16 protein-coding genes are annotated in these 16,853 nt (G+C 60.2%); 6 read left to right on the top strand and 10 right to left on the bottom strand.

Annotated elements, in window-relative coordinates; translation table 11 throughout:
- Positions 1-13 precede the first annotated feature (13 nt).
- On the bottom strand, positions 14-457 hold the full coding sequence (locus ACSQ20_RS11885) for a nuclear transport factor 2 family protein (protein ID WP_436020141.1): 444 nt from the start codon (positions 455-457) through the stop codon (positions 14-16).
- A 252-nt stretch (positions 458-709) separates the two neighbouring features.
- Between ACSQ20_RS11885 and ACSQ20_RS11880 the strand changes: the two genes are divergently transcribed.
- Positions 710-1,465: a phosphatase PAP2 family protein gene (locus tag ACSQ20_RS11880; protein WP_436020139.1), complete on the top strand. Its 756-nt coding sequence runs from the start codon at positions 710-712 to the stop codon at positions 1,463-1,465.
- Positions 1,466-1,502: 37 nt separating this feature from the next.
- Here ACSQ20_RS11880 and corA read toward each other — a convergent pair whose 3' ends face one another.
- The 5 genes from corA to eat form a co-directional block, all read right to left on the bottom strand.
- Complete coding sequence (gene corA / locus ACSQ20_RS11875) at positions 1,503-2,474, bottom strand: magnesium/cobalt transporter CorA (RefSeq protein WP_436020137.1); 972 nt, start codon at positions 2,472-2,474, stop codon at positions 1,503-1,505.
- Positions 2,475-2,578: 104 nt separating this feature from the next.
- Positions 2,579-3,613, bottom strand: a complete 1,035-nt coding sequence (locus tag ACSQ20_RS11870) for a helix-turn-helix domain-containing protein (protein WP_436020135.1) — start codon at positions 3,611-3,613, stop codon at positions 2,579-2,581.
- 209 nt (positions 3,614-3,822) lie between these two features.
- Positions 3,823-4,584 carry an ethanolamine ammonia-lyase subunit EutC gene (eutC, locus tag ACSQ20_RS11865; RefSeq protein ID WP_436023054.1) on the bottom strand — a complete coding sequence of 254 codons (762 nt, stop codon included), beginning with the start codon at positions 4,582-4,584 and terminating at the stop codon, positions 3,823-3,825.
- A complete protein-coding gene (locus ACSQ20_RS11860; protein ID WP_436020133.1) occupies positions 4,584-5,975 on the bottom strand; it encodes an ethanolamine ammonia-lyase subunit EutB in 1,392 nt (463 codons plus the stop codon). Before ACSQ20_RS11860 ends, eutC begins: the two co-directional genes overlap by 1 nt.
- Before the next feature lie 24 nt (positions 5,976-5,999).
- A complete protein-coding gene (gene eat, locus ACSQ20_RS11855; RefSeq protein WP_436020131.1) occupies positions 6,000-7,412 on the bottom strand; it encodes an ethanolamine permease in 1,413 nt (470 codons plus the stop codon).
- Between the two features lie 210 nt (positions 7,413-7,622).
- On the opposite strand from eat, the gene ACSQ20_RS11850 reads away from it, so the two are divergent.
- Positions 7,623-8,981, top strand: a complete 1,359-nt coding sequence (locus ACSQ20_RS11850) for a hypothetical protein (protein WP_436020129.1) — start codon at positions 7,623-7,625, stop codon at positions 8,979-8,981.
- A gap of 12 nt (positions 8,982-8,993) precedes the next feature.
- Here ACSQ20_RS11850 and ACSQ20_RS11845 read toward each other — a convergent pair whose 3' ends face one another.
- The gene (locus ACSQ20_RS11845; protein WP_436020127.1) at positions 8,994-9,230 is read right to left on the bottom strand and encodes a hypothetical protein; all 237 of its coding nucleotides are present in this window, start codon (positions 9,228-9,230) and stop codon (positions 8,994-8,996) included.
- Between the two features lie 310 nt (positions 9,231-9,540).
- On the opposite strand from ACSQ20_RS11845, the gene ACSQ20_RS11840 reads away from it, so the two are divergent.
- Positions 9,541-10,602: a hypothetical protein gene (locus ACSQ20_RS11840; protein ID WP_436020125.1), complete on the top strand. Its 1,062-nt coding sequence runs from the start codon at positions 9,541-9,543 to the stop codon at positions 10,600-10,602.
- Positions 10,603-10,883: 281 nt separating this feature from the next.
- A complete protein-coding gene (locus ACSQ20_RS11835; protein WP_436020123.1) occupies positions 10,884-11,396 on the top strand; it encodes a hypothetical protein in 513 nt (170 codons plus the stop codon).
- An 8-nt stretch (positions 11,397-11,404) separates the two neighbouring features.
- On the opposite strand, the gene ACSQ20_RS11830 is transcribed toward ACSQ20_RS11835, so the two are convergent.
- Complete coding sequence (locus tag ACSQ20_RS11830) at positions 11,405-12,151, bottom strand: SDR family NAD(P)-dependent oxidoreductase (protein WP_436020121.1); 747 nt, start codon at positions 12,149-12,151, stop codon at positions 11,405-11,407.
- A 142-nt stretch (positions 12,152-12,293) separates the two neighbouring features.
- Between ACSQ20_RS11830 and ACSQ20_RS11825 the strand changes: the two genes are divergently transcribed.
- Both ACSQ20_RS11825 and gloA2 read left to right on the top strand, forming a co-directional pair.
- Complete coding sequence (locus ACSQ20_RS11825; RefSeq protein ID WP_436020119.1) at positions 12,294-14,300, top strand: acyltransferase family protein; 2,007 nt, start codon at positions 12,294-12,296, stop codon at positions 14,298-14,300.
- Positions 14,301-14,321: 21 nt separating this feature from the next.
- Positions 14,322-14,735, top strand: a complete 414-nt coding sequence (gloA2, locus tag ACSQ20_RS11820) for an SMU1112c/YaeR family gloxylase I-like metalloprotein (RefSeq protein WP_436020117.1) — start codon at positions 14,322-14,324, stop codon at positions 14,733-14,735.
- Positions 14,736-14,766: 31 nt separating this feature from the next.
- On the opposite strand, the gene ACSQ20_RS11815 is transcribed toward gloA2, so the two are convergent.
- Together ACSQ20_RS11815 and ACSQ20_RS11810 are read right to left on the bottom strand one after the other, a co-directional pair.
- Positions 14,767-14,940, bottom strand: coding sequence for a hypothetical protein (locus ACSQ20_RS11815; protein WP_436020115.1), 174 nt, complete (start codon positions 14,938-14,940; stop codon positions 14,767-14,769).
- Positions 14,941-15,062: 122 nt separating this feature from the next.
- Positions 15,063-16,076: a hypothetical protein gene (locus ACSQ20_RS11810; RefSeq protein WP_436020113.1), complete on the bottom strand. Its 1,014-nt coding sequence runs from the start codon at positions 16,074-16,076 to the stop codon at positions 15,063-15,065.
- Between the last annotated feature and the right edge of the window lie 777 nt (positions 16,077-16,853).

Below are 16,853 nucleotides of genomic sequence, written 5' to 3'. Positions count from 1 at the left end.
TAGTTCGGTGTCCTTAAGGTAAGCGCGCCTTGATGACCTCGACGCCGCGCAAGCCCCAATAGACGCGGTGTGCACGGATCAATCCATCGACGACTTCCATCGTTTCGACGAAATCCATTTGATCGCCATCGGGCGTGGCGCGCGGATATTCCCACATCAGCAAGGTGCCGTTAGTGAAGTAGCCGATGCGGTGGAACGTGCGCTTGCGGGGTTTGCGCGGCGCCGCTTTTTCCAGCACTTCACGAATTGCCTCGCGTCCTTTCGCGACGCCGTTCTTTGTACCCAGAATGTATGGAACGAGCGGACTTTCCAGCACGGCGTCTGGTGCGTAAAGCTCGATCATCGCGTCGAGCTCGTCATTCGACCAGGTACGGTCCCACTCCCGATAAATGCGTTCGACTGCCCGAGCCTCGTCCGGCGTGACAGGTTGAGCGCTCAGGTTCTCACTCATCGCCATCAAATTTCTCCTTCGGCATGCTTTCAACATGCATTCAGCCGGCCGCGGCCGCCCACCTCGACGCCCGATGCACGGGCATGAGCGTGATGCAGCAAGGTGCATACCTTGCGCCTGGTCGCGGTAGATGGACTGCGCGCAAATGCGGTGCGAATGATCGGTACCGCGCTTAACAGCCTGCACAAGCGCGGTAGCCTGGACCTCTTGCGCGAAAACGCCGCGGGGTGCGGTGCGCTTTTCACTGATGGATCAGACATGAACCTATTCGATCAGCGGCTGATCGAAGCGATGAGTCGCACCGCCATTCACGCGCCGTCGGTAACACATGCCGTCGAAGCGGTTTCGAGGATGTACCTGTTCAAGGGAACGATACTGGTCGCCTTGTTGTGGGTCATCTGGTTTCGGCACGAATTCGGGGAGGCGTTCGGACACAAACCGGGCCGTCTCGATCCGGCGAGCGCCGAGCTCGCGGCCATACGAAGGCGCGAGCGCGAACTCGTCGTCGTTGCAATTGTCGGCGGGTTCATTGCGTTCGCAGCGGGGCGATTGTTGGCGCACTATCTGCCGTTTCGCCTGCGGCCGGTCTATGAGCCGCAATTAAAGGGCATTTATCCGACGACGGCCGTCGACGGGTTGTTGCCGCGCACCTGGAGCGCGTTTCCAAGCGATCATGCGATGCTCTGGGGCGCCATCGCGATGACGATCTTTTTCGCTTCGCGATGGCTCGGCATCTACGCATTGATTCACACAGTCGTGCTGATCGGCTTGCCGCGCATTTATCTCGGGTTGCATTATCCGAGCGACGTGTTGGCGGGCGGTGTGCTCGGTATCGCCATTGCTTGCGTGATGTGTATAGATCCGATTCGAGTGCGTGTGGCGAAACCGGTGTTGTTCGTCGCAGAGCGATGGCCAGGACCTTTTTACGGGGTGTCGTTCGTCTTGAGCTTTGCGCTTGCCTCGCAGTTCGATGAATTTCGCATCTTGGCGCATAGCGCGGCCGTGGCGATGTAGGACGATCAACGGCGCGAACATTCAACGCATACCGAACTCATACCCAACCGGCTTTCTTCAGCTTTCGATAAAGCAGCACGCACCCGGCGACGGTTAGCGCGAGCGTCGCTGGATAACCCCATGCCCATTTCAATTCGGGCATGCTCTGAAAATTCATGCCGTACAGGCTGAACACGACGGTCGGCACAGCGAGCACCGCACCCCAGCCGGCCAGTTGCTTGACGATCTCGTTTTGCCGAACCGAGACGAGAGCGAGATTCACGTGCATCGCATTCGTCAGCATTTCGCGCAGGTCGTCCGACGCCTCGATGATGCGATGTGCATGGTCCTGCACGTCCCGCAGGTAAGCGCGCAACTCTTTCGGAACGACATCTTCATGAAACCGGATCAGTTGATTGCTGATATCGCTCACCGGCTCCGCGGCATTTCTGAGCGCCATCAGATCGCGGCGAAGCGCGTACGATTCGGCGAGGGCGGCTTCATCGAAATCGGCTTTGAACATTTGTGCCTCGATACGATCGAACTGCGCTTCGTAGCTGCTCATGATCGGCTGGTAATTGTCGACGATGAAATCGAGCACCGCGTAGAGCGCGAACCCGGGCCCTTTCGCGAGCAATGCGGGACTGCTTTCCACGCGCGTGCGCACTTCCGTATAGCTCGACGAGGCGCCATGGCGAACCGTCACCAGGAAGTTTCGCCCGACGAACAGATGGGTCTCGCCGTAATGCACTTCGCCGTCGATCAACTGCGCGGTCTTCACGACGATGAACATCGAATCGCCATAGACTTCGAGCTTTGGCCGTTGATGGGCCTTGAGCGCATCTTCGATCGCGAGGTCGTGCAAATGAAATTTCTGCTGAATCTTGCGCAGTAAGGCTTCATCGGGCTGGCGCACGCCAACCCAAACAAAGGTATCGGGCTCCTGAGCGGCTTCGTGGATGTCTTCGACGTTCACGTCGCGCAGGTACTTGCCGGCTCGGTAAGCCACGCTCTTGACGATCATCTCCATGCTGTTCTCCGTTGCAAAGCCGAATCGGATCAGATCGGACTTGATGAAAGAAGATACAACAATGCAGACAAGAGCGAACGGAACGAACGCGCGAGGCGTTCAGCTTAATGAAGTCTGATGCTGGCCTTGAGCGTGTCGGATGGCCGCATACCGAAGAGCCGTCGATAGTCGGTCGCGAATTGACTCAAATGCCAGAACCCCCAGGCTGCGGCGATGTCCTGTACCGTTCGCACGCCCCGCACTTCGACTGGTTCGCGCGCCGCGTTCGACAGCGAGCGTCGGACGCCATTGAGCCGAATCATCCGCAAGTACGCGGCCGGCGACATGCCAAGCGCGTCCTGAAAGCAGTATTGAAGTGTGCGGCGGCTCACATGCAGCCGTTCGCACAGTTCGGGCACCGAGACGGGCCGCTCCCGGTTCGCGAGCACGTAATCGCGCGCTTGCGAGACCACAGCCTGGCGGCGGCAGGGGGTGCCCGTTGCGTTCGCTCGCTGCGGATGGTCTACCGCGCACAGGTCGAAGAGCCCCGCAAGTATTGAGGACTCCAAATGATTGCGAGCGGCGCCGGAAAGGACGATGCGCGTGACGCAATCGCATTCATGATCGAGAAGCGGACGTAGCAGCGCAGATAAACGGGCTTTGCGCGCAGCGCCGGTATCGATCACTTCGGTAGCGGGCGCGCGTTCGGTCAACTCCAGATGTTCGACGCGCACCGCATACTCGCGCAAGACATCGCCTTTGACCACAATGCCAAAAAACTCGTAGCACGCCGGCGTCAACAACTCGAATTCGAGTGAGCCGGGTCGGAAGGCGACTGCATCGCGACCGATCGTTTGCCCATCGATCCGTCCGACACCATCACAGCGCTGCGGCACACCGAACCAGTAAGCATCCGAATCGATCTCGCATGTTTGCCGCAAGGCGTGGCTCGTAACCTCTCGAAACACGGTCATGTGATCGAGAAACAGTTCGGCGAGGGTTCCGGTAAATCGGCCTGCGCCGAGTTGGTCGTAGCTCTGCCGCCAGCCATGCAGGTTGCGCGCCTGCTCATCAGCGTCATGTGCGATGGCCACGCGAACGTCGGGTTGCTCAGGCAGGGCTTCGCCGAAAGGGGCAGGGCGGGAAGATTCGTTCGTCATGGCCAGCTCGGCAGAAAAGGGCGCGCTCGGAAGTTCGCGATGCGTTGACGCAATTACTGTGCCGGTTGCGGCGACGCACGGCGGCGAAGGCCTATTTCATCGGCATCATCAGCGCTTTGACGGCGCATGGCAAGCAGGAGCCGCTGCGCTTACGAGAACGTGACGCGTCGATCTATGCGCCGAAGCCGTGCGGCACGCACCGTGACGTATCACGCGTCGTCTGCGGCCGCGAGTCTGGGGGCACTGTCGTCTTTTAGCGCGACGCCGGTGAGGCCCAGGCGGCGCGCCTGCGTGAGCAGATAAAGAAGCTTATGCGCGGCGTGCGCATAAGCGAGCCCCTCGGGCCGTACGTTAGAGATGCAGTTGCGCTGCGCATCGCTTCTGCCGATGCGCGGCTCAAACGTCAGATAAATACCGAGACTGTCGGGCGAGCTGAGCCCCGGACGCTCGCCGATTAGCATCGCCACAAAACGCGCGCCGAGCGCTTGGCCGATTTCGTCGCCGAGCGCCACCCGGGCTTGCCGCGCGACGACCACCGGGCCCACGTTCCATTGCGCAAGCTGTGGCCGCAGCGCGAGCAGCAATGGAACGGCTTGTTTGGCTGCGGCGAAGGCCGATAATCCGTCGGCAATCACGAAGACGATATCAGGGCTCTGTGCATCGATGCTCGCAAGCGCGCTGCGGCTCTCATCCGACAGCCGGCGTCCGAGATCCGGCCGGCGCAGATACTGTGCGCGGTCGGACGCGGCGCTATGAACATCGATCGACGCAAAGCCTTGCGCGCGTAACTGCTGATGCAATGCATCAGCGTCGAGCGGTTGATGCACGGCGTCGCGCGCTTGCGCGTGAGCGAGCTTGAACGCCAGCAACGGCTCGGTCGGTACGCTGTTACCAGCGCGGCCGAGCGCGATGCGCGCCTGCGTGAAGCGGCGCAACGCTTGCCACGGATTGTCGTCGATGAACTCGCGCATCAGTTGTTCATCCATTCGCGGGCGCCCTCGAGCAGCGGCTGCCGCATCGTGGCCGGGAGCAGAGCACCGCGTGCGTCGACGATCTGCATCGACTGCAGCCATGCTTCGAACTCGGGGGCGCGGCGCAGGCCCAGCACTTCGCGTACGTAGAGTGCGTCGTGAAACGACGTGCTTTGATAGTTGAGCATGACGTCGTCAGCGCCGGGAATGCCCATGATGAAATTGACGCCGGCGACCCCGAGCAGCGTGAGCAGGTTGTCCATGTCGTCCTGATCGGCTTCTGCGTGGTTGGTGTAGCAGATATCGCAACCCATCGGCACGCCGAGCAGCTTGCCGCAAAAGTGATCTTCGAGGCCCGCGCGCGTGATCTGCTTGCCGTCGTAAAGATACTCGGGGCCGATGAAGCCGACGACCGTATTCGTCAAGAGCGGCTCGAAGCGGCGTGCCACCGCGTAGGCTCGCGCCTCGCAGGTCTGCTGGTCGATGCCATGATGTGCGTTCGCCGAGAGCGCGCTGCCTTGACCCGTTTCGAAGTACATCACATTGTTGCCTACGGTGCCACGCTGCAACGAAAGCGCCGCTTGATGCGCTTCGTCGAGCAGCGCAAGCGAAACGCCGAAACTCGTGTTGGCCTTTTCCGTACCCGCGATCGACTGAAACACCAAGTCGACCGGCGCGCCTTTTTCGATCGCGGCAATGGTATTCGTGACGTGCGTCAGCACACACGATTGCGTTGGCACGTCATAGCGGACGCGAAATTCGTCGATCATCGAGAGCAGCGTGACGATGGCTTGCAAATTGTCAGTCGCGGGATTGATGCCGATTACGGCGTCGCCGCAGCCGTAGAGCAGCCCGTCCAGCATCGATGCGGCGATGCCTTTGACGTCGTCGGTTGGATGATTCGGCTGGAGCCGCACCGACATGCGTCCCGGCAACCCGATGGTATTGCGAAAGCGCGTGACGACAGGACGCTTGCGGGCTACGGCGATCAGGTCTTGGTTGCGCATCAGCTTCGACACCGCGGCGACCATCTCGGGCGTGAGGCCCGCGGTAATGCGCGTGAGCGCGTCGCTATGTGCGGCGTGCGAGAGCAGCCAATTGCGGAAGTCGCCGACGCTCAGATGAGCAATTTCGGCGAACGCGTCCGCGTCATGGCTGTCGATGATCAGCCGCGTGACTTCATCGCTTTCATACGGAATGACCGCTTCGTCGAGAAACGTGCGTAGCGGCAGGCGAGCGAGCGTCATTTGGGCGGCTACCCGCTCTTGCTCGCTCGATGCCGCAATGCCCGCGAGTTGATCGCCCGCGCGCAGCGGGCTCGCCTTGGCCAGCAGCGTCGCGAGATCGGCGAAGCGGTAGGTGCTAACGCCGATTGTCTCCGCGTAGTTCATTCGTTTACCTCCACTGCATCGCATTCACTCTTCGAGCAACGCATCGGATGGGGCCAGTTCGCGCTGGTGGCCTGTCATCAGAAAGTAGATATAGCCCAAACCGACGAATACTGCGAATACCGCGGCCACCTCCCGGTTGAAATAAATCATTGTCGCAAGGCAAACGAATGCGGAAACGAGCGCGAACGCGGGAAAGTACGGAAAGAGCGGTGCACGAAACGGGCGTTCCATCTGCGGCTCGGTACGGCGCAGCTTGAACAGCGCCAGCATGCTGATGATGTACATCAGAATCGCGCCGAAGACCGACATCGTCACGATATTCGCGGTCAGGGTTTGGCCGGCGAACTGAACCAGTTCGTCGCTGTAGATGGCGGCAATGCCGATTACCCCGCCAGCGAGGATGGCACGATGCGGTGTTTTGAAGCGGGGATGAACCTTGGCGAGCCATTCGGGCAGATACCCTGCGCGAGCAAGCGCGAAGATTTGACGAGAATATCCCAGGATAATCCCATGGAACGACGCGACGAGCCCGAACAGCCCGAGCCATACGAGCATATGCATCCAGCCGCTATGTTCGCCCACGATGTATTTCATTGCTTGCGGTAATGGGTCGTTGATGTTCGCGAGCTTCGTCCAGTCGCCGGCGCCGCCTGCGAATACCATCACGCCGATGGCGAGCGCAACGAGCGTCAGGATGCCGGTCACGTAGGCGATTGGCACAGACCGCTTCGGGTTCTTTGCCTCTTCGGCGGCCATGGCTACGCCTTCGATTGCGAGGAAGAACCAGATCGCGAATGGAATGGCCGTAAAGATGCCGTGAACCGAGCCGAGCGTGAAATGATCGGCACCGGACCAGCCGCCTTTGGCGAAGTTCGACCATTGAAAGCCGGGCGACACGACGCCCATGAAAACAAGCAGTTCAAAAATCGCCAGTAGTGTGACGAACAATTCGAATGCCGCGGCGATCTGCACACCTGCGATGTTCAGCGCCATGAACAGCAGATACGCGCCCATGGCCGCGTGTTTCGGTTCGAGCCCGGGGAATTGCACATGCAAATAGGCGCCGATGGCGAGTGCGATGGCGGGCGGTGCAAAAACGAATTCGACCAGCGTTGCAACGCCGGCCAGGTAGCCGCCTACCGGGCCGAATGCATGACGTGCGTAGGCGAACGGGCCGCCTGCATGCGGAATCGATGTCGTGAGTTCGGTGAAGCTGAAGATAAACGTCGTGTACATCGCAGCGATGAAGATTGCGGTGACCACGAAGCCGAGTGTGCCGGCGCTGGCCCAGCCATAGCTCCAGCCGAAATATTCGCCGGAGATCACGAGTCCGACCGCGATGCCCCAGAGCTGCCACGTTCCCAGTGTTTGCTTCAATTCGTGGTGCGTGACCGAGCCTGTCGCCGCTGCTTGCCGGTTGTTCGTTGTGCTATCCATCGGAATCTCCGTGGTTTCGTCGCGCGCCGCCGCCCGAACGGGAATGTCGCTCGATGGTAGTGGGCCATAAACCAGGGCGTTATCGAAAATCGGCAAAAGTCGCCGGCGTGGCAGCTTTTTCGCCCGTGCAGGCGGTGCTTCGTGCCAGAGGCGTTGCGGCAGGCTTCGCCTTGGTAAAAGCTCAGTTCTCAATTGCTCATTCGATTAGCCATGTCCATGAATACTCCGGCGGTTGGTGGTAGCAGCGGTTCCGTTCCGTCCAATCAACCGCCGACGCCGCCCGAGCCGGGGATGCCAACGCCCGCTGGCACGCCGAGCGGGTCCGCGGCGCATCCCCAAATTGGTGGCTTGTCAGCGCGTGCGGCTGGCGCGGCCCCGACTCGCCGCGCGCCGGTGGTGTTTGCGAGCGCGAAAAGCCGCATCGCTGCTGCCAATAGACTGATACCCGTCGAGGGGCTGTCGGAACAACTCGATTGGGATGAGACCGAACCGTCGGGCTGGCTGATGCCCGTGTCCGCCCGACAACTTCGCGTGCGGGCGCCGGAGGGTTACAACAGTGTGGTGGGTAAAACAACGGACATGGGCCGCCTGCTGGATGCGCGTGGCAAAGTCCTGTCAGTACCCGAAGCAATTTTGCTGTCGTTCCTGCCTGGTGAGGAGTCCATACCTTTTTATCTCGCTATCGAAGGCGCTGAGCGCGGTGGGTCCGACTCTGTTGGCCAGCAATGGGCTACGTTATCGGGATGCGAGGTGCTCGTGCAGCCCATGGTGCGCCGAAGCGACGACGACCCGACTCTCCTGCACGGACGCGGCCCGATCTATCGGTTCACGCCGGGTGAGCTGCCGGAAATGCCCGCAGGGCTCGAAATGCAAGACGGTAAGCTAGTTTTAATCGACGACCGTGATTGCGCGCGCTTAGTGCCGCCTTCGCGGTACCTGCAGTACCTGCGGGAACGCGTCACCACGCAAGCGGATGGCACCGCTTTCGATCTGGCCGGGAAGTGGACCGCGAAGATTTATTTCCCGGGTGTCGATGCTGAGAGCCAGATCGAGCATGGCTCGACCGTGCTTGCGCGTCTGGAGCGTGAAGGCTTTCCTGTCGTGCAACACTTTGGCGAGCCGATCCTTACGCCGGTAGGGATGGTCATGCAGTGTTTCGATCAGTTCGTGGTCAGCGACCACGACATATTGACCCGGACCAGTTTGGAGCGCGAGGCGCAAGGCTGGCTTCCACTAAATGGGTATTTCACGATAAACCACGCGCGTGCGTGGATGTTCAACGAGAAAACAATCGAGGATCTCGACGCGATTCAGTCACTGCTCGTGAAGCGGCGCCCGTTTCATAAGGACCGCGGTTTCTACAATCCCAAGATCGTGTTCGACCGCGATGGCCGCGCACGTTTTGCACCTCCTGCGGAAGATTTCTTTCTCGATCTCAAGATGCCGACGCCCTCGCAATGGCATGCACAAACGAAGCAGGTCGTGAAAGAACTGAGGAAAATTGCAGCCACCAATGTGGCGGCGCAACGCTCGTCGGCGCAGGCGTCGAGGCCCGGTAAAAATGCTTAATAGTCCTAACCATCAGCACACGCCAAGCGAGGTGGCTGCGCCGGAGTGAGCGATGTCGATGCTTGCGCACAACGCATGGATTAACGTTGCAAGCGTGCTTGCATGCTTGCGCGCGCCGCCGCACACGCCGCGAGACGTCAGATCGTCGCGCACGGCAGGGCCGCTTTTTCGCCCGCACATGCCGTGCTTCGCGCCGGATGCGGCGCGAAGGGCTCCGCCTTGGTAAAAGCTCAGTTCCCAATTGCTCATTCGATTTGCCATGCCCATGAATACTCCGCCGGTGGGTGGTAGCAGCGGTTCCGTTCCGCCCAATCAACATCCGGTGCCGCAGGAGCCGGGGACGTCGACGCCCCCTGGCGCACCGAGCGGGTTCGCGGCGCATCCTCGATTTGGTGGCTTGCCCGAACGTGCTGCCGGCGCGGAGCCGACTCGCCGCCCGCCAGCGTCGGCGGTCTTTGCGAGCTCCAAAGGCCGCACGGCTGCTGCCAATAGACCGATACCCGTCGAGGGTCTGCCAGACCAACGCGAATGGGATGAGGTCGAACCGTCGGGCTGGCTGATGCCCGTCCCCGTCCAACAATCGCGCGTGGTGGCGCCGCCGGGTTACACCAGTGTGGTGGGCGAAACGACCGACACAGGCCATCTGCTGGATGCGCGTGGCAAGCCCCTGTCAGTACCCGAAGCAATTTTGCTGTCCCTCGCACCTGGTGATGAGTCCTTACCTTTTTATCTCGCCGTCGAAGGCGCTGAGCGCGGTGGGTCTGCATCTGTCGGCCAGCAATGGGCTACGTTAGCGGGGTGCGAGGTGCTCGTGCAGCAGCCCTTTGTGAAGCGAAGCGACGTTGACCGGACCCTCGTGCACGGAAGCGGCCAGATCTATCGTTTTACGCCGGGTGAGCTGCCGGAACTGCCCGCAGGGCTCGAGATGCAAGACGGTAAGCTCGTTTTAATTGACGACCGTAATCGCGTGCGCGTAGTGCCGCCATTGCGGTACCTGCGGGAACGCGTCACCACCCAATCGAATGGCGTTGCTTTCGACCTCGCAGGGAAGTGGACCGCCAAGATTTATTTCCCAGAATTCAATGTGGATAGCCAGATCGCGCATGGCAAGACCGTGCTCGCGCTTCTCGAGAGTGAGGGCTTTCCCGTCGTGCAACACCTTGGGGAGGCGATCCTTACGCCGGCGGGGCTGGTCATGCAGTGTTTCGATCAGTTCGTGGTTAGCGATACCGACATATTGACCCGGACCCTTTCGGAGAGCGAGGCACAAGGCAGGCTTCCAATAGATGGGCTTTTCACGATCCGCCACGAGCGTGCGTGGATGTTCAACGAGAAAACAATCGAGGATCTCGACCGGATTCACTCACTGCTCATGGAGCAGCGCCCGTTTCATAGGGACCACAATTTCTACGGTCCAGAGATCGTGTTCGACCGTGATGGCCGCTTGCGTTTTGCACCTCCTGCGGAAGACGTCGCTTCCGATCTTGAGAGGCCGACGCCCCCGGAATGGCATGCACAAACGAAGAAGGTCTTGAAAGAACTGAGGAAAATTGCAGTCACCAATGTGGCTGCGCAACACTTGTCGCCTCAGGCGTCGGGGCCGGATAAAAATGCTGAGTAGTCCTAATCACAGTAGCTATCATGCCTACACCTGTTTCAGGCCCGGGCGAGCCGATTGAGCCGCAGGCGAACGAGTCAGCGCAGCCAACGGAGCGAGACTCGGCGCCGCCGCCTGCTGCGTCGACTCCCTCTGTGCCCCATCCAACGCTCGCCGGACTCCGAAAGCTTCCGGCGGGTCAAGCGAATGCCGCGATCGCAAGACTTCGGGATGCGCTCGCGAAGCTTCCGGCCAAGCCACAAGGGGCGTCGGTACAGCGATTCGTGCGGGAGCACGAGCCTGCAATGCGAGCAAGCGATAGGCCCTACGACCCCCCTTATGCGAATCCGAGTCCCGGGCACTACACCATCATCGATTCGGCGCGCGGCGTGAATATCCAGCTAGCCGTCGGCAATCCGGACCCTGCGGCGACGGAGCAGGACAGCATTACGGTGACTGAGATCTTTCGCGACGAAGGAATGGAAAAGGGCAGCGGCGTCGCGCTGGTCCTCTCGTTGCTCGATCGTTTCGGCGTTCAGTTGCGCCCCGGTGGTGTCTTGGTACTCGAGAATATCCAGACGACGCACACACTTGAAGTGTTCGCAAGCGATGTCGCCGCCGGTAACATCTCAGGCATCACGGATGCGACGCGCGCACTCGAGACCCTGCACGGCAAAGTGGGTGCTGCGATTGTGCGTGGTCAGCACCTCGAGGTAGAGCGATTCGAGTGGCACATGCCCGCCAACACCGGCCGTGTCAGCATGCACGTCGTTACGCGTGCCGCCGAACCTCCTGCGTCTTACGAACAGCAATCGTAACGTTCAAGTCAAATAAACCCGGCGCCGCCGTTGACCGCAAGCGTCTGCCCGGTGATGAACGCGTTGCAAACCACCATTAGCACCACGTCCGCCACTTCTTTCGCTTCGCCCAATCGGCCGACCGGTAGCCGCGCCGCAACGTTCGATTGCTTGAGCGGCCCGGCCATTTCGGTATCGATCGGGCCCGGCGCAACCGCGTTGACTGTAATGCCTTCGCGCGCCAGCCGCGCGGCATATCCACGCGTCAACCCTTCGAGCCCGGCTTTCGACGCGTTGTAATGCACCCCAACGAGCCCGGGGCCGCGTGCGGCAACCGACGAGATGTTGACGATGCGGCCCCAATGCTTGGCGCGCATAGCGGGAATGACGGCTTGCGTGCATAGAAACGCGGACTTCAGATTGATGGTCAGCGTGCGATCGAATTCTTCCTCGGTCAGCGCATCGATATCGACAATCGTCGCTGTGCCCGCATTGTTGACGAGCACGTCGATGGCACCGAGACGCGTTTGAACTTCGGCAACGAGCGCTTGAACATCGGCCTGCTTCGACACGTCTGCGCGCACCGAAATTGCACGACCGCCGGCGCGTTCGATTTGGTCCACCACCTGCGCCGCATCCTCTTCGCGTTGTCGGTAGTTGACAGCTACCGCAGCGCCCGCTGTGGCCAGCGCGAGCGCAATCGCGCGGCCGATTCCACGCGAGCCGCCGGTGACCAGCGCAACGCGCTGCTTCAGTTCGATTTCGTGTGTGGACATGACGGGTCCTTTCAGCGTTCGGTTCAGCGAGTTTATGCCGTCACGCGGCATGCTGTTACGCGGCGGGCGCGCAACGAATGTGCCAGCGGGCAGGTCGCGGCAGGCTGCTATCATTTGCGCCGCACGATGAAAAAACGCCTGCATGAACGAACCTCGATCCCGACATCTCTCCCCCCGCTATCGTCCCGACATTGACGGATTACGCGCCGTAGCCGTGTTCGGCGTCATGCTTGCGCATGCCGGTTTCTCTGCCTTTGCAGGCGGTTTTACCGGTGTGGACGTGTTCTTTACCATTTCGGGTTTTGTTGTTGCCACGTCGATTCTTGGCGACCTGCGCACTAACACTTTCTCATTCCGCGGGTTTTATGCACGACGAGCAAAGCGGCTTGCGCCAGCGCTTTACGTGGTGCTCGCTGCAACGTTCGTCTTTAGCTTACTTTTTTCGTTTCCGGACGACTCGTTTCATTTGGCGAAGAACATCCTTGCTGTCGCCACGATGACATCGAATATTTATTTGTCGAAGCAAACCGGATACTTCGATGTGAAGGCGGTCGATCAACCTTTATTGCACACGTGGTCGTTGTCGGTCGAGGAGCAATTCTATGTCGTCTTGCCGTTGTTGCTGTTCTGGCTGCATCGGAAGGCGCAACGCTGGATGCTGCCGGCGCTGACGCTGTTGGCAGCCGCGTCTTTCCTGTGGGCAATCGGCGCTGCAGTCCACGCGACGCCGGGCGCCTATTACTTCGCGCAGTACCGCGCGTTCGAGTTTGTCGTCGGGACGCTGCTCGCGATTCAGGAGTATAAGAAGGAGCCTGGCAAGTCCCCGATATTCGACCTCGTGTTCGTCACAGGCATCGCCCTGGTTTTATTCGGAATGTCCGGGTTCAGCGCTACCGCGCAATTTCCTGGCGTCGGCGCCATCGTGCCTTGTGGCGGCGCGCTGTTGATCATTTATGCTGGCCGCCGTTCTGTGACGCTCGATCGCGTCCTTTCAAACAACGGAGCAGTGTTTATCGGCCGGATTTCCTACCCGCTGTATCTTTGGCATTGGCCCGTCTATTTCGCGCTGCGCAGGTTTGAGCTTGCGTCGGCAACCGGGTATGCCGTCGCAATAGTGTTCACGTTGGCGCTGTCTATCGTGACGTTTGCCTACATTGAGCGTCCAGCACGGCGAGTGGGCGGCAAGCGCGCACTGCTCGGTTTTCTGATGCTGCCGCTGGTTGCGTCCGGGGCGCTTGCGGGCACCGGAAAACTGACGAACGGGTTCCTGTTCGCGTATCCGACAAAGATACAGGGCGATGTGCGTTGGTCGGGCGAGGCGCTGTTCGACATGCCGCGCGGAAAGAAGTGCTGGTCGCAAGTTGGGGTGACCGATGAAGCGACGTGCACGCTCGGCGACGTAACCGCGAAAGATAAAGCCATCTTGTGGGGCGATTCGCATGCGTACCACCTCATTTACTTTTTCGATCAGTTGGGTCGGGCAAAACGCGTTGCGATTCATGACGTCGCGCTGACCCTGTGCCCGCCCATCGAGAACGAGCCAGCGAAGCCCGGAGAGATGTCTTATCTGGCGGACCACCTGAAGTGCGTCGAACACGACAAGGCTGTCACGCGCTACGTGATGTCGCGACCAGACATCAAGACGGTCTTTATGGCCGCTGCATGGCAAAACTATTTGAACCTTTCAACGGACTTGAACGCCGGCCCGAGCGGTCATGGGTTTCTACCCGGTCAGTTCGAACGCGAACTGCGGGACACTATCGTCAAACTGACAGCCGTCGGTAAGCACGTTGTCCTGATCGACGATGTGCCGATGATTCCGAAGGATCTGATCAATTGCAACTTCAATAACGATCTTTTTTTCGTTATTAATCAGCACGTTTGTCAGTTCGACGCCTCGATAGCGCGCGAACAGCATGCGCCGATCAAGGCGATACTGCAGCGTCTGCAAGACGATAATCGTGGGGTGAGTGTCATGCATACATATGACGTACCTTGCACGGCGTCGGTTTGTTCTCTCGATTTCAATGGCCTACCGATCTACCGCTTTGACGATTATCATCATCTGAGTGTTGCCGGCAGCTCGCTGTTATTTCCGAAATATCTGCAGCGACATCCTCGAGAATTGGACGCTATCCTGACTCGATAAATGCGGGCAAAAGGAGGGGCTATGGGAGAAGGCGAGATGCGGCTCGACGGTGTGCATCACGTCGCCATCATTTGCTCGGACTACGACCGCTCGCGCCGGTTTTATACCGAAACGCTCGGGCTGCCTGTCATTCGCGAGACGTGGCGCGCAGAGCGTCGCTCGTGGAAGCTCGATTTGGCGGTTGGCGCGCACTGTCAAATCGAGTTGTTTTCATTTCCCGATGCACCACCGAGGCCTTCGTACCCGGAAGCACAAGGTCTGCGGCACCTCGCATTCGCCACGGGGGCGTTGGAGCAATGTATCGCTGCCTTGCGCCGATCGGGCGTGAGGGTCGAACCGGTGCGGCTCGATGCACTCACCGGCAAACGGTTCGTATTTTTTAGCGATCCCGACGGTTTGCCGCTCGAACTCTACGAGGAAACGGACGCGCGTTGAGGCTTGCGAGGCCGGGTGCTCTTTTAGATGCTCAACTCGAAACGCCGCTTGGCTGCGTCGGGGGCGCGGGGTTCGGACTTGGCTCGTCGGCGGGTTGCGGCTCGGGCGTGCCGATATCGGGCACGTCCTCGGGCTTGCCGGGGCTCGGCGCGTCAGGGATGACAGGCTGATCGGGAATCGGTGGGTGCGATAACGTATAGGACATGAGCGACGCCTCCTGCACTCAGCGCGGCGCGGTTGTGCCGCTTGCTCAACGACCGTATCAGCATTGCGCGTTCCTGCTTTGTCGAAGACCGCATTTGCGCTGCACCACGGCGCCGCCTGCTATCAGTCCGTTTGGAACTGCCTGATCCACCTTCTGGCAACGTCAGCCTGGCGTGTCGGCATGGCCGCGGCAACGTTGCTTAGCGCAATCACCGCGTTTCCGCGATCTTCCTCGTCGTCCGACAGATGAGCGAGATAGGGTTCAACCCGATCGAAGGCAGCGGGCGCTGCGTCCTTAGGTAAAGCCATTGTGATCGGCACAAGCAGCGCCGACGCCACCCGAGCGGCATCGGGTGGGGACAGTTGGTCCAGGTGCTCAGCGATCTTGTCGAACTTTTGCTGCGCGAGCGCTCCCTTAAAAGATGGGATCGCTTTGCTCAGTTCGAAGGATGCGTCGGCCAAGTCGTCAGGATGCCAACGCGTGACGGTGGTCAGTGCCTTGTCGAACGCTGCTGCTCGCACGCCGAGCGGCATATACCGGACCTTTGCCGTCAGTTCCACGAGCGCATCGCCGTCGGAGGCGGGCATATCGGCAATGGCCTGAAACGCTAGCCACTGTTGCCGTTCGCTAACTGACAACAGGTATTCCGCGAGCACAGTCAATGGTTCCGGCCGATGCTGTTCCTGCAATTTGACGACGAGTTCACATACGGTGAAAAAAGTGGCGTCGCTCGCTTCGCTTTGGCCAAGCCACCGCCGGGCTTGAGCGAGAAAATCAATCAACTTTGGAATCGCGTTGCCGTCCATCTGGGCGCATTGATCTGTCAGCCGCTTAAACAACGCGAGCCGCTGCGGCTCAAGTGACTGGTCCTCCCCGAGGTACGCCATCTGCTGGGCGACGGCCTCAAGCACGGCGACACGGTACGAAACGGGGAGATGAGTCGCCTGCGTCACGACACGGTCGAGAACGGCGAACGCTGTTTTTTCCTCATCAGCGCTGCCACACTGCAGCGCTATCTTTGTCAGCAATGCGGCATTGTGCGCTGGCGGGAGGTCGTGGGCCTGCCCCAGGAGGTCGTCCAGGTCGCTCAGGAGTTGCGCTTGCGGCAAATCCCAAAGCGGAGTAACGGCGTCCATCAGGCCTCCATACTTGGGCTCGGGCGATGGAGCGCGACCGATCTGAGGAGGCTTGCCGAACGGCACCTGTCGGGTTAATGCGTCAGCGGCACCATAGCGCGCCGCGGGTTGTATGATGGCGCGGCGAGGCGCCCGTGACCCCTGCAACCCCTCGAGCGCTGCTCCGGCTGCTGGAGCTTGCGTCGGCTCTACGGTGGCCTCTTCCGCTTCGCGGGTGGGATCGGCCGGTGGTGTCGCGTCGTTCGGCGTGCCACGCCTGCCGATAGGGGACGACGAAGAAGTAGACATTGTCGTGTTCTCGCAAAGAGGTCGAATGCGCGCAAGGTTAACGCCTTGCAGGCTTTCGATCTGGGGCGAGGCCGAATTGATGCGCAATGGAGCGAATAAACGTCAGGCGCCGCTAGCGGCGCCGACACTCGATACGACCCACCACTCGCGAGGGCGTTTTTCATGCGGCATATCAACGAAATATGACCGCCGTGTCCGAATGTCCAATGTCCCATTCGCGCAACGACGAAAGCGCGGTACTACGACGACGATAAATAAACGTTAGGAGGAATGGCACTTACTTAAGCCCGTGGCGCGTGCCCATATTTTCGGACGTGCTCGCGTGCGATGTGACGAGGCTGTTTCAGCCATGGGTAAGACTTCGCGTGCAGGAGCGTTGTTGTGATCACGCGCACGGCGCCTCATCCAGCGCATCCCGTGAAGCGCTAGAAGAAGCGGCGAAAGAGCCGCTCTGTAAGCTGTTGAACTTCGTCGGGAGGTGGGTGAAGC

It is taken from the genome of Trinickia sp. LjRoot230, assembly GCF_964253315.1.
Classification (GTDB): Bacteria; Pseudomonadota; Gammaproteobacteria; order Burkholderiales; family Burkholderiaceae; genus Trinickia.
The sequence above is the reverse complement of the archived record's forward strand: the minus strand, read 5'-3'. Positions and strand labels throughout refer to the sequence as shown.

Excerpts from the sequence above, each read along its gene's own strand:
- ACSQ20_RS11880 (WP_436020139.1), top strand. The coding sequence starts at position 710 with ATGAACCTATTCGATCAGCGGCTGATCGAAGCGATGAGTCGCACCGCC.
- corA (WP_436020137.1), bottom strand. The coding sequence starts at position 2,474 with ATGGAGATGATCGTCAAGAGCGTGGCTTACCGAGCCGGCAAGTACCTG.
- ACSQ20_RS11830 (WP_436020121.1), bottom strand. The coding sequence starts at position 12,151 with ATGTCCACACACGAAATCGAACTGAAGCAGCGCGTTGCGCTGGTCACC.
- ACSQ20_RS11835 (WP_436020123.1), top strand. The coding sequence starts at position 10,884 with ATGCGAGCAAGCGATAGGCCCTACGACCCCCCTTATGCGAATCCGAGT.
- ACSQ20_RS11885 (WP_436020141.1), bottom strand. The coding sequence starts at position 457 with ATGGCGATGAGTGAGAACCTGAGCGCTCAACCTGTCACGCCGGACGAG.
- ACSQ20_RS11850 (WP_436020129.1), top strand. The coding sequence starts at position 7,623 with ATGTCCATGAATACTCCGGCGGTTGGTGGTAGCAGCGGTTCCGTTCCG.
- eutC (WP_436023054.1), bottom strand. The coding sequence starts at position 4,584 with ATGCGCGAGTTCATCGACGACAATCCGTGGCAAGCGTTGCGCCGCTTC.
- gloA2 (WP_436020117.1), top strand. The coding sequence starts at position 14,322 with ATGGGAGAAGGCGAGATGCGGCTCGACGGTGTGCATCACGTCGCCATC.
- ACSQ20_RS11810 (WP_436020113.1), bottom strand. The coding sequence starts at position 16,076 with ATGGACGCCGTTACTCCGCTTTGGGATTTGCCGCAAGCGCAACTCCTG.
- eat (WP_436020131.1), bottom strand. The coding sequence starts at position 7,412 with ATGGATAGCACAACGAACAACCGGCAAGCAGCGGCGACAGGCTCGGTC.
- ACSQ20_RS11870 (WP_436020135.1), bottom strand. The coding sequence starts at position 3,613 with ATGACGAACGAATCTTCCCGCCCTGCCCCTTTCGGCGAAGCCCTGCCT.
- ACSQ20_RS11860 (WP_436020133.1), bottom strand. The coding sequence starts at position 5,975 with ATGAACTACGCGGAGACAATCGGCGTTAGCACCTACCGCTTCGCCGAT.
- ACSQ20_RS11815 (WP_436020115.1), bottom strand. The coding sequence starts at position 14,940 with ATGTCCTATACGTTATCGCACCCACCGATTCCCGATCAGCCTGTCATC.
- ACSQ20_RS11845 (WP_436020127.1), bottom strand. The coding sequence starts at position 9,230 with ATGAGCAATTGGGAACTGAGCTTTTACCAAGGCGGAGCCCTTCGCGCC.
- ACSQ20_RS11825 (WP_436020119.1), top strand. The coding sequence starts at position 12,294 with ATGAACGAACCTCGATCCCGACATCTCTCCCCCCGCTATCGTCCCGAC.
- ACSQ20_RS11840 (WP_436020125.1), top strand. The coding sequence starts at position 9,541 with ATGCCCGTCCCCGTCCAACAATCGCGCGTGGTGGCGCCGCCGGGTTAC.